The organism is uncultured Brevundimonas sp. (assembly GCF_963974615.1).
In the GTDB taxonomy this organism is placed as follows: domain Bacteria; phylum Pseudomonadota; class Alphaproteobacteria; order Caulobacterales; family Caulobacteraceae; genus Brevundimonas.
The window spans coordinates 1-15048 of sequence record NZ_CAXBDH010000017.1 but is presented as its reverse complement, the minus strand read 5'-3'; the positions used below and the strand labels follow the sequence as shown (position 1 = coordinate 15048).

Annotated in this window: 13 protein-coding genes; 8 read left to right on the top strand and 5 right to left on the bottom strand. The window is 67.0% G+C overall.

Translation table 11 applies throughout. From position 1 onward, the window contains the following. Nucleotides 1-267: 267 nt before the first annotated feature. From AAC050_RS12150 to AAC050_RS12125, 6 genes are read left to right on the top strand one after another with little or no spacing between them, the layout of a single operon-like run. Nucleotides 268-762 carry a GAF domain-containing protein gene (locus AAC050_RS12150; protein WP_339915352.1) on the top strand — a complete coding sequence of 165 codons (495 nt, stop codon included), beginning with the start codon at nucleotides 268-270 and terminating at the stop codon, nucleotides 760-762. Between the two features lie 23 nt (nucleotides 763-785). Continuing rightward, nucleotides 786-1682: an ROK family protein gene (locus AAC050_RS12145; RefSeq protein WP_339915351.1), complete on the top strand. Its 897-nt coding sequence runs from the start codon at nucleotides 786-788 to the stop codon at nucleotides 1680-1682. Between the two features lie 42 nt (nucleotides 1683-1724). After that, nucleotides 1725-2402 carry an SDR family NAD(P)-dependent oxidoreductase gene (locus AAC050_RS12140; RefSeq protein WP_339915350.1) on the top strand — a complete coding sequence of 226 codons (678 nt, stop codon included), beginning with the start codon at nucleotides 1725-1727 and terminating at the stop codon, nucleotides 2400-2402. Beyond that, nucleotides 2402-3253, top strand: coding sequence for a CoA ester lyase (locus tag AAC050_RS12135; RefSeq protein ID WP_339915349.1), 852 nt, complete (start codon nucleotides 2402-2404; stop codon nucleotides 3251-3253). The genes AAC050_RS12140 and AAC050_RS12135 overlap by 1 nt, the downstream gene beginning before the upstream one ends. Next, nucleotides 3253-5295, top strand: a complete 2043-nt coding sequence (locus AAC050_RS12130) for a capsular polysaccharide biosynthesis protein (RefSeq protein ID WP_339915348.1) — start codon at nucleotides 3253-3255, stop codon at nucleotides 5293-5295. The genes AAC050_RS12135 and AAC050_RS12130 overlap by 1 nt, the downstream gene beginning before the upstream one ends. A 29-nt stretch (nucleotides 5296-5324) precedes the next feature. Continuing rightward, nucleotides 5325-6446, top strand: a complete 1122-nt coding sequence (locus AAC050_RS12125; protein ID WP_339915347.1) for a beta-ketoacyl-ACP synthase III — start codon at nucleotides 5325-5327, stop codon at nucleotides 6444-6446. Here AAC050_RS12125 and AAC050_RS12120 read toward each other — a convergent pair. Continuing rightward, the gene (locus tag AAC050_RS12120) at nucleotides 6430-7668 is read right to left on the bottom strand and encodes a M48 family metallopeptidase (protein ID WP_339915346.1); all 1239 of its coding nucleotides are present in this window, start codon (nucleotides 7666-7668) and stop codon (nucleotides 6430-6432) included. The genes AAC050_RS12125 and AAC050_RS12120 overlap by 17 nt on opposite strands. A gap of 180 nt (nucleotides 7669-7848) precedes the next feature. Here AAC050_RS12120 and AAC050_RS12115 point away from each other — a divergent pair, with 180 nt between their 5' ends. Next, nucleotides 7849-8112: a hypothetical protein gene (locus AAC050_RS12115; RefSeq protein WP_339915345.1), complete on the top strand. Its 264-nt coding sequence runs from the start codon at nucleotides 7849-7851 to the stop codon at nucleotides 8110-8112. 86 nt (nucleotides 8113-8198) lie between these two features. Here AAC050_RS12115 and AAC050_RS12110 read toward each other — a convergent pair whose 3' ends face one another. The 3 genes from AAC050_RS12110 to AAC050_RS12100 form a co-directional block, all read right to left on the bottom strand. Further along, nucleotides 8199-8726 (bottom strand): porin family protein, encoded by a 528-nt coding sequence (locus tag AAC050_RS12110; RefSeq protein ID WP_339915344.1) that lies wholly within the window; start codon nucleotides 8724-8726, stop codon nucleotides 8199-8201. A gap of 245 nt (nucleotides 8727-8971) precedes the next feature. Next, entirely contained in the window at nucleotides 8972-11662 is a 2691-nt protein-coding gene (ppdK, locus tag AAC050_RS12105; RefSeq protein ID WP_339915343.1) for a pyruvate, phosphate dikinase, read from the bottom strand. A 136-nt stretch (nucleotides 11663-11798) separates the two neighbouring features. Beyond that, a complete protein-coding gene (locus AAC050_RS12100; RefSeq protein WP_339915342.1) occupies nucleotides 11799-12659 on the bottom strand; it encodes a hypothetical protein in 861 nt (286 codons plus the stop codon). Nucleotides 12660-12747: 88 nt separating this feature from the next. Here AAC050_RS12100 and AAC050_RS12095 point away from each other — a divergent pair, with 88 nt between their 5' ends. Continuing rightward, the gene (locus AAC050_RS12095) at nucleotides 12748-14043 is read left to right on the top strand and encodes an SLC13 family permease (RefSeq protein ID WP_339915341.1); all 1296 of its coding nucleotides are present in this window, start codon (nucleotides 12748-12750) and stop codon (nucleotides 14041-14043) included. 21 nt (nucleotides 14044-14064) lie between these two features. On the opposite strand, the gene AAC050_RS12090 is transcribed toward AAC050_RS12095, so the two are convergent. After that, nucleotides 14065-14517 (bottom strand): DUF3592 domain-containing protein, encoded by a 453-nt coding sequence (locus AAC050_RS12090; protein WP_339915340.1) that lies wholly within the window; start codon nucleotides 14515-14517, stop codon nucleotides 14065-14067. Nucleotides 14518-15048: the final 531 nt, after the last annotated feature.

Sequence of the window (15048 nt, the reverse complement as noted above, 5' to 3'; positions counted from 1 at the left end):
GCGCATACGCCCCCCTCATAAATTGCCAACGGACGACTTCCCGACCGCCCGTTAACCATTTCGTCGAACGATGGTTGGGTCCAGCTGCTCGACTGTCAAGGTTAACGTTAACAGCAGCCAGTGCGTTGCGTCGGTCTGGAGAAATTTTGTTCGTCGAACGGTAATCCCTACGAATCAGGCATTTAAAGATTCCCCTCACGGGGGAATTGTTGAGGTCGCCAAGGCTGGACACCCCACCTATATGTCGCTGCCAGCCGGAGTCTCCTCATGTCCTATGTCGCCCGATCGGACCGTCCTGCGGACAAGGTCGCCCGCTATGCAGAGGTCGAGGACGAAATCCTCGCCGTGCTGGACGGCGAGCCCAACCGCACCGCCCGGATGGCCACAGTCGCTTCCATGCTGGCCGACGCCTTCCCGCAGTTTTTCTGGACCGGCTTCTATGTCGTCGACCCCGAGCGCCCGCAGGAACTGGTGGTCGGCCCCTACCAGGGCACGCTGGGATGCCTGCGCATCCCCTTCGGTCGTGGCGTCTGCGGTGCCGCCGCCGCTTCCCGCACGACCCAGATCGTCGAGGACGTCGAAGCCTTTCCCGGTCACATCGGCTGTGACTCCCGCTCGCGGAGCGAGGTGGTGGTTCCGGTGTCCGACGCTTCGGGCGCATTGATCGCAGTGTTCGACGTCGACGCGACCGAGATCGCCGCCTTCGACACGGTCGACGCCGAGGCCCTGGAACGGCTGATGACACGGGTGTTCGCCGGCTGACGACGGTCTGCTAAGCCTTGGCCATGCAGATCGGCGTGGACTTCGGCGGGACCAAGATCGAGGCGGCCGCCCTGGATGCGGACGGCGGCTTCATTGGACGAATTCGCGCGCCCAACCCCGGCACCTATGAGGCAGCTCTGGCCGCTGTCGCTGGTCTGGTTCAGGCCATCGAGCGCGAGACCGGAACAACCGGAACCGTCGGACTGGCCGTACCCGGCTCGGTGTCACCGACCAGCGGACGGATGCGCAACGCCAACTCGACCTGGCTGAACGGTCGGCCTTTCCGCGAAGATGTGGAAGCCGCCCTGGCCCGGCCGGTGCGCCTGGCCAATGACGCCAACTGCCTGGCCCTGTCCGAAGCGGTCGACGGGGCAGCCGCCGGAGCCCGGGTCGTCTTCGGCGTCATTGTCGGCACCGGGTGCGGAGGCGGACTGGTCGTCGACGGACGACTGATCGGCGGGGCGAACGGCGTCGCCGGCGAATGGGGTCATATTTCCCTGCCGTGGCCGACCGCCGACGAGACACCCGGCCCGGCCTGCTGGTGCGGCCAGCACGGCTGTCTCGAGACCTGGATCTCGGGAACCGGATTTCAGCGCGACCATACCGGTCCGGGTGACCGCTCCCTGAGTGCCGAGACCATCGTCGTCGCCGCCCGGGCCGGCGACCCGATCGCAGCCGCGTCGCTGGAGCGCTATGGTGACCGGCTGGCCCGGGGGCTGGCCATGGTGGTCAATCTGATTGACCCGGACGTGGTGGTGATGGGCGGCGGCATGTCCAATGTCCGCGAACTTTATCCGATGCTGAACGAACGGGTTGGCCGTCACGTTTTCGCCGATACCTCGGACACCCGTATCGTCCCGGCGAGATGGGGCGACTCCTCAGGCGTGCGTGGCGCGGCCCGGCTCTGGCCGGTTGACTGACCCGCCCCGCCCGCGCGAGGGATCATCCCATAGGAGACAGTCATGAATGAACGGGTAGTCGCAATCACAGGCGGACAGGGCGAACTGGGGCGGGCGGTCGTGACCGCAGCCCAGGCCCAGGGTCTGAAGGTCGCCGTGATCGACTTCGCCGAGGGATCGCCGGGTCCGGAGGGAACCTTGAGTCTGGGCGGGGTCGACCTGACCGATCCGGCGGCGGCCGAAACGGCCATCAGTGCGGTGGTCGAACGCTTCGGGCGTCTGGACGCGGTGCTGAACATCGCGGGCGGCTTCGTCTGGCAGACCGTTGACGATGACCGGCCTGCCTGGGACCGGATGTTCGCCCTGAACCTGACCACTGCCCTGAACAGCTGCCGCGCCGCCCTGCCCCATCTGAAGCAGTCAACCGAAGGCCGGATCGTCAATGTCGGGGCCAACGGGGCCCTGAAGTCGGCGGCGGGCATGGGAGCCTATGCCGCGTCCAAATCAGCCGTGCATCGCCTGACCGAGTCTCTGGCTGAAGAGCTGAAGGCGACTTCGGTCACGGTCAATGCCGTGCTGCCGTCGATCCTGGATACCCCCCAGAACCGCAAGGACATGCCCGACGCCGATCCCGCCCAGTGGGTCGCCCCGGCCGACCTTGCGGCTGTGATGCTGTTTCTGGCCTCACCGGAGTCCCGGGCGATCACCGGGGCCCTGATCCCCGTCACCGGACGCGTCTGATGGCGGACGAGCTGGTCCGCAGCGTTCTGTTCATGCCGGCCTCGAACCCGCGCGCGATCGACAAGGCCCGCACCCTGCCCTGCGATGTCGCGGTCCTCGATCTCGAGGATGCCGTCGCGCCGGAGATGAAGACCGCGGCCCGGGCCGCTGCGGTTGAGGCCGCCCGGTCCGGCGGATTCGGCCCGCGACTGGCTGTGCGGGTCAATGGGCTGGACACCCCCTGGGGCAGCGACGACCTCGACGCCTTGGCCGGAACGCCGGTCGAAATCATCGTGGCACCCAAGGTTGAGGATGCCCGCGACGTTGCCGAGCTGGGGGATCGCCTGCCGGCCGGGGCCGCCCTTTGGGCCATGATCGAGACTCCCCTCGCCCTGTTCAACCTGGATGCGCTTTGCCGGGTCGACGGGGCACTCGCAGCCCTGATGTTCGGTACCAACGACCTGTCCGCCGCCCTCGGCTGCGGTCTGGTGGCCGATCGTGAACCGTTGAAGCCCTGGCTGGCGGCGACGGTCGCCGCCGCACGGGCACATGGGCTGGGCGTGATCGACGGTGTGTTCAACCGACTGGACGACGCTGACGGCTTCGCCAGTGAATGCAACCAGGGGCGGCTGTACGGTTTCGACGGCAAGAGCCTGATCCATCCCGGCCAGATCGCCACCGCCAATGCGACCTTTTCCCCGACCGATGACGAGGTCGCCCATGCCATGGCCTTGGTCGCCGCCTTCGCCGATCCGGCCGCTGCCGGGCGCGGCGCGATCCAGGTCGAGGGCAGTATGGTCGAGCGGCTGCACCTGACCGCCGCCGAAGCCCTGCTGCGTCGGCACGACGCCTGTTCGCGCTCGCCCGACTGATGGACCGGGCCCCGCCGGTTGCGGCCTGGGCCTGCGCGCCGGGCCTGCTGGCGATCCCGCATCTGAACGCCTTCCTGCCGGAGTATGCACCGCGGCTGTTGCCCGGACCGGATGTGCGCGCCGCGCTGGGCTGGGGTCGACGCCCGACGACCCGGGCAGGCCGACTGTGGAGTCGGGTCACCGGCCTCCCCTATGTCGCGCTGGAAGACGGCTTCCTGCGCTCCGTCGGCCTGGGTGAGGCCGGAGCGGCTAGCCTGAGCCTGATCGTCGATGATCTGGGCGTCTATTATGACTCCACCCGCCCCTCGCGACTGGAACAGACCATCGCAACCGGTCCTGACTGGTGTGACGACGCGATGCGAACCCGGGCCCGGACCCTGATCGACCGCATCGTCGCCGCCGGCCTGTCGCGGACCAATCTGGGCGGACCGTTGGACCGGTCGATCCTTCGCCCCGGACGCCGGGTGCTGGTCGTCGACCAGACCCGGGGCGACGCCTCGATCCGCTTCGGCATGGCCGCGCCGGATGCATTTTCCGTCATGATGGCCGCGGCCCGGACCGATCATCCGGGTGCCCAGCTGATCGTCAAACGGCACCCGGCCGTCGCGGCGGGCCTCAAGGCCGGCTGTCTCGTGGACGCGGACCTGACCGGCGTCACCCTGGTCGACACCGATGTGCGCCCCGCCGACCTGCTGGCCGAGGTCGACACCGTCTATACGGTGACCAGTGGTCTCGGGTTCGAGGCCCTGTTGCGGGGTGTGCCGGTCAACTGCTTCGGAGCCCCCTTCTATTCCGGTTGGGGTCTGACGACGGATCAAGTGACAACCGGTCGTCGCAGCGTGGCGCGCGACATCGAGACGGTGGCAGCCGCGGCCCTGATCGTCTGCAGCCGCTATGTCGATCCTGTCACCGGCCGTCGTTGCGAGGCGGAACAGGCGGTGACACGGATGATGGCCCTGCGGGACCGGGCCGAACGACTGCGGGGCTATTGGGCCGGAGTCGGGTTCGCTCCGGCCAAGCGGGCGACGGTGCGGCGACTGCTGAATGCTCCGACCGCCCGGCTCGACTATTTCGACACCCCTGCCGCTGCCGTCGCCGCAGCCCGAGCCCACGGTGGCCAACTGCTGTGGTGGGCGGGCAAGGAAACCCCGGCGATCCGGGCCGCGGCGGCCGGTTTCGACGGACCAACTGTTCGGATGGAGGACGGCTTCATCCGCTCGCACGGGCTCGGGTCCGATTTCGTCGGGGCCCTGTCGGCCGTGCTGGACGACCAGGGCATCTACTATGATCCCGCCACCCCCTCGCGGCTGGAAACGAAGATCCAGACTGGCCGCCCGTCGGGCGAGGCCCTCGCCCGCGCCGGAGCCCTGCGTCGGCGGATCGTCACCAGCGGCCTGTCGAAATACAATCTGGCGGGTGCGACCCCGCCCGACTGGCCGACGGATCAGGAACGGGTGCTGGTCGTGGGCCAGGTCGAGAACGACCGCTCGATCCTGCTGGGCTGCGAAGAGGTGCGCACCAATGCCGGGCTGATCGCCGCGGCCCGGGCCGACCATCCCGATACCTTCCTGATCTGGAAGGCCCATCCTGACGTGCTGGCCGGCAACCGGCCGGGTGCGGTCGAGGCCAGCGCCCTGGCGGCCGTCGACGCCGTGGCCGACGGCCTCGACATCGCCGACTGTCTGGCGAACTGCGACACTGTGGTGACCCTGACGTCCCTGACCGGGTTCGAGGCCCTGTTGCGCGGACGGCGGGTGATTACCCATGGCCGCCCTTTCTACGCCGGTTGGGGTCTGACCGAGGACCGCCTGCCCCTGCCGCGCCGCACGGCCCGCCCGGATCTGGACGCCCTGATCGTCGCGGCCCTGCTGGACTATCCACTCTACGCCACGCCCGACGGATGGCCATGCGAGGCGGAAGATCTGATTGAAGTGCTGATTGCCGCCCGGATCGGGGGAGCTTCCCTCCGCCCCGACCGTATCGGGCGCTGGCTCACCGGACTGAAGGCGAGCCTCGACCGCGCGCCGCCACCGGCCTATTGAGGGCGTTCGTCAACGCAACGGACCCGCCAGTGACCCACGCCGTTATCGCCGCCACCGGTCTATTTACGCCGGAACAATCCATCTCGAACGCCGAACTTGTCGCGGCCTACAACACCTGGGCCGAAGGCTGGAACGCCGAGCATGCGGCCCAGATCGCCGAAGGCGATGTCGAGGCCCTGACCCCGTCCTCGGTCGAGTTCATCGAGAAGGCGTCCGGCATCAAGAGCCGGTTCGTGATGGACAAGGCCGGAATCATCGACCCGGCCCGCATGGCCCCCAACCTGCCCGAACGGGCCAATGACGAGCTGTCGCTGATGGCCGAGATGTCGGTCGCCGCGGCGCGTGAGGCGATTGCCGCCTGGGGCAAACCGGTCAGCGAGATCGGGGCGGTGATCTGTGCCGCCTCGAACATGCCGCGTCCCTATCCGGCCCTGTCCGTCGAGGTGCAGCAGGCCCTGGGCATCGACGGCTTTGCCTTCGACATGAATGTCGCCTGTTCCTCGGCCACCTTCGGCATCAAGACAGCAGCGGACTTCATCGCCTCCGGCTCGGTCGGGGCGGTGCTGATGATCAACCCCGAGATCTGCTCGGCCCATCTCAACTTCAAGGATCGCGACAGCCATTTCATCTTCGGCGACGTCGCCACTGCCGTCATCGTCGAATCCCCGGAGCGGGCGGGACCCGGTGGCTGGGACGTGCTGGGCACGCGGCTGAAGACGGTCTTCTCCAACAACATCCGCAACAATTTCGGTTTCCTGAACAATGCCGCGCCCGAGGGCATCGGCGCACCCGACAAGCTGTTCATCCAGCAGGGCCGCAAGGTGTTCAAGGATGTGGTGCCTATGGTCTCGGAGATGATTGTCGACCACGCCGGCGACCTCGGCCTTGATCCCCATGCGCTGAAGCGGATGTGGCTGCACCAGGCCAACATCAACATGAACCAGTTCATCGGCCGCAAGGTGCTGGGCCGCGAACCGACGCCTGAGGAGAACGTCATCGTCCTCGACGAATACGCCAACACCTCCTCGGCCGGCTCGATCATCGCCTTCCATCTGCGTCAGCAGGACATGGCCACCGGCGACATCGGCCTGATCTGCAGCTTCGGTGCCGGCTATTCGGCCGGCACCGTCTTCGTCAGGAAGCGGGCGTAGCCACCGGCTCCACATCCGGCTCGGGCGCAGACATCGGGGCCGGAGCCTCGACCGGATGGGTCGCCTTCCATTCCATGGCCCGGCGGACACGATTTTCGACGCTGGGGTGATCGTAGAAGACAAATTCCTCGATCGCTGTCGGCGACGGCGCACGATACTCCGCTGTCTTGATCAGAGCCTTGGACAGGCCATCCGGTTCATTGGCATGCACCAGTGAGAAATGATCGGCGTCGACCTCGATTGAGCGGATCAGGGTGTTGCTAACCGGCGTGGCCAGCAGCCCGAGTACGGCACCGATTGCGGCCAGAACCGGCAGGCCCGCCGGATCGGAAATGGGCCCGACCCGGCTTACGCCGAGCAGATGTTTCGCCAACGGATACAGCCGGTCGATCAGGAAGAAGCTCAGCGCGGACAGAATGATCATGGCACCGGTCAGCCACAGCGAGTGCATATGGACATAGTGGCCCATCTCGTGGCCCACGACGCCACGCACCTCGGCCAAGTCGGCCCCCTTGGTGAACATGACATCGCTCATGGCCACCCGCGCCGAACCGGCCAGGCCGGAGACATTGGCCGTATAGCGATCCGACTGTTTCGAGCCGTTGTAGATGTAGATCTTGTCGTCCGGCGTGCCGGTCTTGTGGGCCAGCTCGACCACGGCATCGCGCACCGCGCCGTCCGGCGCCGGTGTATAGGTATTGAACAGCGGCTCGATCAGGATCGGTGAGATCAGCAGCATGAAGACGACGGCGGCCCCGGCCAGGCCGCCCCCCCATATCCACCAGGTCCGACCCGTGCGACGGATCAGGAAATAGAGGGCGACGATCAGCAGGCCACCGAACACTGTCGCGATTCCCGCCCCCATAAGCGCCTCAGTCAGCCAGCCCGTCAGGGGCTGTTCGGTCAGGCCGTAAGCCTTCTCGCGCCACCAGCTTTCATAGATCGACCACGGCAGGGTCAGAACGAAACCCATCAGCAGATAGACGACACCGACGACCAGGGAGACCAGCTTCGGACGTGGTTTCCGGGCCTCGAGCCGGTCACGCAGGTTGGACAGCCAGCCAGAGCGAATGATGAGCCAGGCGACCAAGATGGATACAAGCGCACTCCACAGGAGCAGCCAGTGGCCGCCGTGCGTATAGGCCACCGCCCGGGCGGTTTCCTCAGGCGACAGGGTCGCCAGCCATTGGGCCGTCGCAGCGGCCGGATCAAAAGTCGTCATGGTTTCCCCCCGATTTACAGACAGATGATGACGGTCGAAACCGTTTGTCAGCTTAATTCGTGGTCATGTCCCCTACTCGCCGCGATCACGAATTCGCGCTCACGCTTGCACTTTCCACGAGTCTTTGCGACGCGTTCGCCAGTGTCGAGACCGTGTCAAGATAAAGGAAGTACGGCCCGAATGACTCATAAGACCAATCCTTGGGGACCGAAGCTGGATCCACTGGCCCATGATGTGGCCACCGTGCTGAAGAGCATGGGCGGATCGGCTCACCAGAAGGTGGTCGTCGATTGCGTCACGGCAATGAAACGTCAGCGCGGCGAGGCCATCAATCAGGACCTGGCGGCGAAGATCATCGAGGTGTTCGAACGCTACCGCGACCTGTTCATCAGACCGTTCGGCGAAGGTTCGATGCGCTGGGCCCTGGCCCCCGGCGTCGCCTGATCCCGGACGTCCGGCCCCAACCCTCCCGCCCATGAAAAAGGCGCGCCCTGACCGGAGCGCGCCTTTCCCATATCCGGTAACCGCGACTAGAAGCGGCGCACGTAGCTCAGCGAATAGACATCGGCTTCACCGCCACCGTTGGTGAAGTCACGACGGGTCCAGTCACCACGAACGCCGTTCTGGCCGTCCAGGTAGTAGTTGGCACCGACGCCGTAGTTCCAGCTGTCGGCGCTGTCGGTCACGCTGGAGCCGGCGACCGAGGTCTTCAGTTCGGTCGTGCCATAGCCGACGCGGGCGAACAGATCGAAATTCGGATTCACCGGCAGGGTGGCGACGCCGTAAGCGGCGACGTCATAGGTTTCCTTGACCTTGCCGTCGAGGCCACCGATGGAGACGTTGTCATGGCCGACGCCGAACGAGGCTTCTGCCTCGGCACCCAGGTAGGGGGTCAGCTTCGCGCCGAAGCGACCGGTGACCGCACCGACATCGGCACTATCGCCGTCCAGTTGGCTGTAGCCCAGCGTACCGTAGTAGCTCGGCGACGAAACGCTCTGCGCCATGGCCGGAGCCGCCAGCAGGGCGAGGGCAGCGGACGCGAGAAGAATGTTACGCATGGTTTCTGTCTTTCCTAGATGCGGTGACCTGATCGGCCACCAGCCCCATCCAGCGAAAGCTCAAATGGGTAGCATCCACGGCAGTTCCATGGCTGTTTTATTACAGAAGCTTAACCGTGGGCGAAAGGACACAGACGGCGATACGCCAACAATGACTTTATTTTGGCCGATGATTACTTGGGCGTCACTCAGGTTAACAAGAAGACGAAGACCCGCGTTCCGCGACGACAGCGACGCAGGCGGCGCTACCGGTCCTTTTCGCGGGCCTCTTCGCCGCGGGCGATCAGCGCCGCCTGGGCCGCGGCCAGCCGGGCGATCGGCACACGGTACGGTGAGCAGCTGACGTAATCCAGACCCACGGTTTCGCAGAAGGCGATGGAAGCGGGATCGCCGCCGTGTTCGCCGCAGATGCCCATCTTGATGTCGGACCGGACCGCGCGACCGCGTTCGGCGGCGATACGGATCAGGTCGCCGACGCCGTCCTGGTCAAGGCGGACGAAGGGGTCGGCCTCGAAGATACCCTTGTCCAGATAGACCTGCAGGAAGCGGCCGGAATCGTCCCGGCTGATACCGAAGGTGGTCTGGGTCAGGTCATTGGTGCCGAAGCTGAAAAATTCGGCGTGTTCGGCCAGGTCGGCGGCGCGCAGGGCGGCACGGGGCAGTTCGATCATGGTGCCGACCAGATACTCGACCCGGTCGCCGGCCTCAACGAACACGGCCTCGGCCGTACGGTCGGTCAGCTCGCGCAGGTATTTCATCTCCAGACCCATGGCGACCAGCGGGTGCATGATCTCGGGGATCGGGGCCTCGTCGGCGGTTTTCTTGACCTCAAGGGCGGCCTCGAGAATGGCGCGCACCTGCATTTCGTAGATCTCGGGATAGGCCACGCCGAGACGACAGCCACGATGGCCCAGCATGGGGTTGGTCTCGTGCAGGTCCTTCGCCCGACGCTTCAGCTTGGCGGCGTCCAGTCCCTGGGTCACGGCGAGGGCGTCGATCTCGGCGTCCGTATGGGGAATGAATTCGTGCAGGGGCGGATCCAGCAGCCGGACGGTCACGGGCAGGCCAGCCATGATCTCGAACAGCTGGACGAAGTCGGCCTTCTGGAACGGGGCGATCTTGGCGAGGGCGGCACGGCGGCCCTGCTCGTCGTCAGCCAGGATCATCTCGCGCACGGCGGCGATGCGGGCGTCATCGAAGAACATGTGTTCGGTACGGCACAGGCCGATGCCCTCGGCGCCGAAGCCGCGCGCGGTGCGGGCGTCCAGCGGGGTTTCGGCATTGGCCCGGACCTTCAGGCGACGGATCCTGTCGGCCCAGCCCATCAGGGTGCGGAAGTCACCGGTCAGTTCCGGCTCGATCATGGCGACCGCGCCTTCCATCACCTCGCCGGTCGAACCGTCGATGGTGACGACCTCGCCTGCCCGGAAGGTGCGACCGCGGGCCGAAAAGGTACCGGCCTTTTCGTCGATGTGGATTTCACCGGCACCCGAGACGCAGGGGCGGCCCATGCCGCGGGCAACCACCGCCGCGTGACTGGTCATGCCACCGCGGGCGGTGACGATGCCGCGCGCCGCATGCATGCCGTGGATGTCCTCGGGCGAGGTCTCCTCGCGGACGAGGATGACGGCGTCGCCCAGCTGGGACATGCGTTCGGCCTCGTCGGCGTCGAACACGATCTTGCCGGTCGCCGCGCCGGGCGAGGCCGGCAGGCCGGAGGCCACGACCCGGCGTTCAGCATGCGGGTCCAGGGTCGGATGCAGCAACTGGTCCAGGGCGGACGGCTCGACCCGCGACACCGCCTCATCCTCGGAGATGACGCCTTCGGCGGCGAGGTCGACGGCGATCTTGAGGGCCGATTTGGCCGTGCGCTTGCCGTTGCGGGTCTGCAACATCCAGAGCCGGCCCTGCTCGACCGTGAACTCGATGTCCTGCATGTCGCGATAGTGGGTCTCGAGCCGGGCGATCACCGCGACGAATTCGGCGAACACCGCCGGCATCGCCTCTTCCATCGACAGGGCCGTCTCGCCCATTTCCTCACGCCCGGCCGTGGTCAGCGACCGGGGTGTGCGGATGCCGGCGACGACGTCCTCGCCCTGGGCATTGATCAGGAATTCGCCGTAAAGCCTGGCTTCGCCGGTCGACGGGTTGCGGGTGAAGGCGACGCCGGTGGCCGAGGTCTGGCCCATATTGCCGAACACCATCGACTGGATGTTGACGGCCGTGCCCCAGCTCTCGGGGATGTCGTGCATGCGGCGGTAGAATTTGGCGCGCTCGTTCATCCAGCTGTCGAACACGGCCGAGACCGCGCCCCAGAGCTGATCCTGCGGATCCTGCGGGAAGGGCTGGCCCAGACGGTCCTCGACCACGGCCTTGTATTCAGTGACGACCTTTTCCCAGTCGTCAGCCCCCAGATCGGTGTCGACAGTGATACCGAGACGGTCCTTGTGGGTGTCCAGCACCTCTTCGAAATCGTCGTGGCTGAGGCCGAGGACGACGTTCGAATACATGGTGATGAAGCGGCGATAGCTGTCGAAGGCGAAGCGGCGGTCGCCGGACAGGGCGGCCAGTCCCTCGACCGTCTCGTCGTTGAGGCCGAGGTTCAGCACCGTGTCCATCATGCCGGGCATGGAGGCACGGGCCCCCGAGCGGACGCTGACCAGCAGGGGGTTGGCCGCGTCGCCAAAGGTCTTGCCGGTGATCTGTTCGACCTTGTCCAGCCCGGCCTTGACCTCGGCGGCGAGGGCGGCGGGATAGGTCTGGCCATTTTCGAAATAGTGGACGCAGGCCCCGGTGGTGATGGTGAAGCCGGGCGGCACCGGCAGGCCCAGCGACGACATCTCGGCGAGGTTGGCCCCCTTGCCGCCGAGCAGGTCCTTCATCGATGCGTCGCCGTCGGCGGAACCGCCACCGAAGCCGTACACCCACTGCGTCATCTTCAACCCCTGAACCGTGGTTCGTCGTCGGCAGGACTGGACGTCCCGGCCGTTCCGGCCTGACTAGCGTGCTGCGCCCGCGAAGGCGAGGCCGGGGTTGCAACAAAGCGTGAGCGGACGTGTCGTTCCGTCGGGCCTAGCGCCACTGACCCAGGGTGTCGCCGGTGGCGCTTTCGAACGCGACCCGGTCCAGCTGGATCGCGGCGATACAGACCGGGCGCTGTTCGGGGCTCGAGGTCCGGCAACGGATGGCGCGACCACCGGGGAAACCGACAACGCGGCCTTCCAGCACGAGCCGATAACCGCCTTCCGGCGGCACCAGCGGCTGGTCGCCCTCGGCGCGAACGGTAAAGCGGTAGGCGCGGCCGTTGCGCTGGCCGACCCGCGAGCTGCCCGTCGGGAAGACGGCGGCCAGGCCGACGGTATTGGGAGACGGCGTGGTCACGCCCCCCACCAGCGGATCGCGCAGGACGCCGGGACAGGCGTCGGAGGCCAGCCAGGGGCGCGGGATCCAGAAGCCCTCGACGGTCTCCCAGACCGAGTCGGCACCGGCACCGGCGATCAGGGCCGAATTGACCCAGTCGCCGGGCGTGAGGCTGAGCTGGACGGATTTGCGATCCCGACCCCAGGTGGCGCGCGGCACGCCGTCGGCGACATCCGGGCCGGACGGACCCGGTTTCGGACCGCCGCAACCGAAGGGCAGGCGGACGGTGATCCGGCGTCCCACCAGGGGATCGCCCCCCGACGGGACCTCTCCGGAGACATAGGTCGAGGCCGCGCGGGCGGCGGCGCTGACGAGATCGCCACGGGTCAGGGGTGGCGTCGTAGCAGGCAGGACCGGCGTCACGACGACCGGCGTCTCGGGCACCTCGACCGCGGGCTCTTCCGGAGCCTTTTCCTTCGGTCCGCACTGGGCGAGCAGCAGACCGACGGCGATCGAGGTGACAACGACGCCGAGCTTGCGACGATGAAGCGGAAACACATTCAGACGAGGCATGGATCGGCCATAACACAAAAACGCTATCGCGGTGACGACATCGACTGAAAAGGTTGACGGAAGCCGCCCGGGGGGGTCTGCACAGGATATGAGTTTCGATCAGATCGCGGCGCTCGTCGTCCTGGTGGCCGTGGTCGGCGTGCTGATTCACGGCAAGGTCCGCTCCGATGTGGCCGCCCTGTCGGCCGCCGCCGCCCTGTTGCTGCTGGGCGTGATTCGCCCGGTCGAGGTGCAGGGGGCCTTCGCCAGTCCGGCCGTCATCGCCCTGGCCTGCCTGTTCGTCATGGCCTACGCCATCGAGCTGACCGGCCTGATGGGATTGCTGATCCGCCAGGCGACGGTGCTGTGCGCGCGGCTGGGCAAGCTGGGTCTGTGGCTGGTCATCATCCTGTGCGGCGGGGCCTCGGCCTTTCTCAACAACACCCCGATCGTGGTGCTGGCCGCGCCGGTGGTGCGCGACGTCGCCACCTCGATGAACCTGTCGCCCAAGCGGTTCCTGATTCCGCTCAGCTACATCGCCATCATGGGCGGGGCCTGTACCCTGATCGGCACCTCGACCAACCTGCTGGTCAACGACATGGCCCGCAACGCCGGTCAGCCGGTGTTTGGCATGTTCGAGATCACCCCGGTGGCCCTGATCATCGCCGCCGTGGGCGGTCTGTACCTGTTCATCTTCGGCGAGCGGCTGCTGGCCAACGGCAGCGACGACGGCGAGGGCCACGGCCGCCACGAGCAGACCGGTGACGGCATGCTGGGTGATCTGGAGCTGTTCGCCGTCGACCGGCCGTTCCAGCCGCGCCGGGCCATGATCGCGATGGGGGTGTTCGTCGCCGTGATCGCCGCCGCCGCCCTGGGCATTGCGCCGATCGCCGCCTCGGCCTTCGCCGGGGCCGTGATCCTGATCCTGATGCGGATCATCACCCCGGAGGAGGCCTATGCCGGTCTGCGGCCCGAGGTGTTGCTGCTGATCGCCGGCATGGTGGTCGTCGGCCTGTCGATCGAGGTCACCGGTCTGGCCGCGGCGGGCACCGAATTGCTGATCGATTTCATCCGGCCGCTGGGTCCGTGGGCGGCGCTGGCCATCCTGTACGGGGTGACGCTGTTCGCCACCGAACTGCTGTCCAACGCCGCCGTGGCCGTGCTGATCACCCCCGTGGCCGTGGCCCTGGCCGAGAGCCTGGGCGTCGACCCCCGCCCGTTCCTGATCGGGGTGATGATGGCCGCCAGCGCCGCCTTCGCCACGCCGTTCGGCTATCAGACCAATGTGCTCGTCTTCCAGGTCGGCAAGTACAAATACATGGATTTCGTCAAGGTCGGGGTGCCGCTGAACCTGGTCACCTGGGTCGCCGGGGTCGCGGCCATCCCGCTGTTCTTCCCGTTCTGACTCCGGGCGCACGGCAGGGCGTCAGCGGATCGTCATCCACACGCCCGCGACCAGCAGGACCAGCCCGGCCGCGGTGAGGATCAGCGGCGTCATCCGCGACGGTCGCCGCACCTCCAGCACCGCTTCACCGGGATCGTCCGGATTGTAGCGGACCCGCACCACCGCGCCGGTCGGGTAGCGGTCGACGATGGTCTGGACCTCGAGCAGCCGGGTGTGCGGATCGATGCCGTGAAAGGCGATACGTTCGCAGTTGAAGGTCTTGCCGCCGACGACGTAGCGATAGGCGACATTGGCGAAATAATGGACATGGCCGTCCCCGTCCGCCGAATCAGCCGGGCTTTCCTGATAGCGGGAGGCGGTGATGGTCCCGGCCACGGTCGGCCACCGCGCGGCGGTCTCGGACCGGCCCAGCGCCAGGCGATAATAGACCCACGCCCCGGCGATGATGATCAGTGCCAGCGCGATCATGCCCATGCCCATCGGCGATCTTCCCCTGCGTGAACCGGTACCGACCAGGAGATTGGGCGCAGCAACCGCGCTTGACCAGTCCCCGGATGCAACGGCCGTGCGGGCGCGACCGCACGCGAGGCGGCGGTGATGGAAGGGCAGGCGGAGCGCCGGGCCTTCGCCCGGTGTGCTTTGTGTTTACCGTTTCGACGAAGACCGACGCTCCGCGTGAGGATTTTCGACGAGCGTGCGGTCGGCAACGGTCTTACCGCCTAGCCGCACCGATCGCCGCGGGCGGGGCCGGGCCTGTGACCCGGTCCCGGAGCGGCCGGGGTATCCTCGCCCGACCCTGACCCCGCTCCCCCACTCCCGCCACACACCAGGTCGCAGGCCAGGCGGCCCTTCCTTGCGACGGGACCGGGGTATTATCGGTGCGGCTGGAAGGGGGGCGGGAGATTGGGCTGGAGAAACGGGCAAGGTAGTGCGGGGCAAGGGATTGGGGACGGGAATTCGGATGGTGCGCGTCCTTCTCCCCTCGTGGGAGAAGGTGGCTCGCAG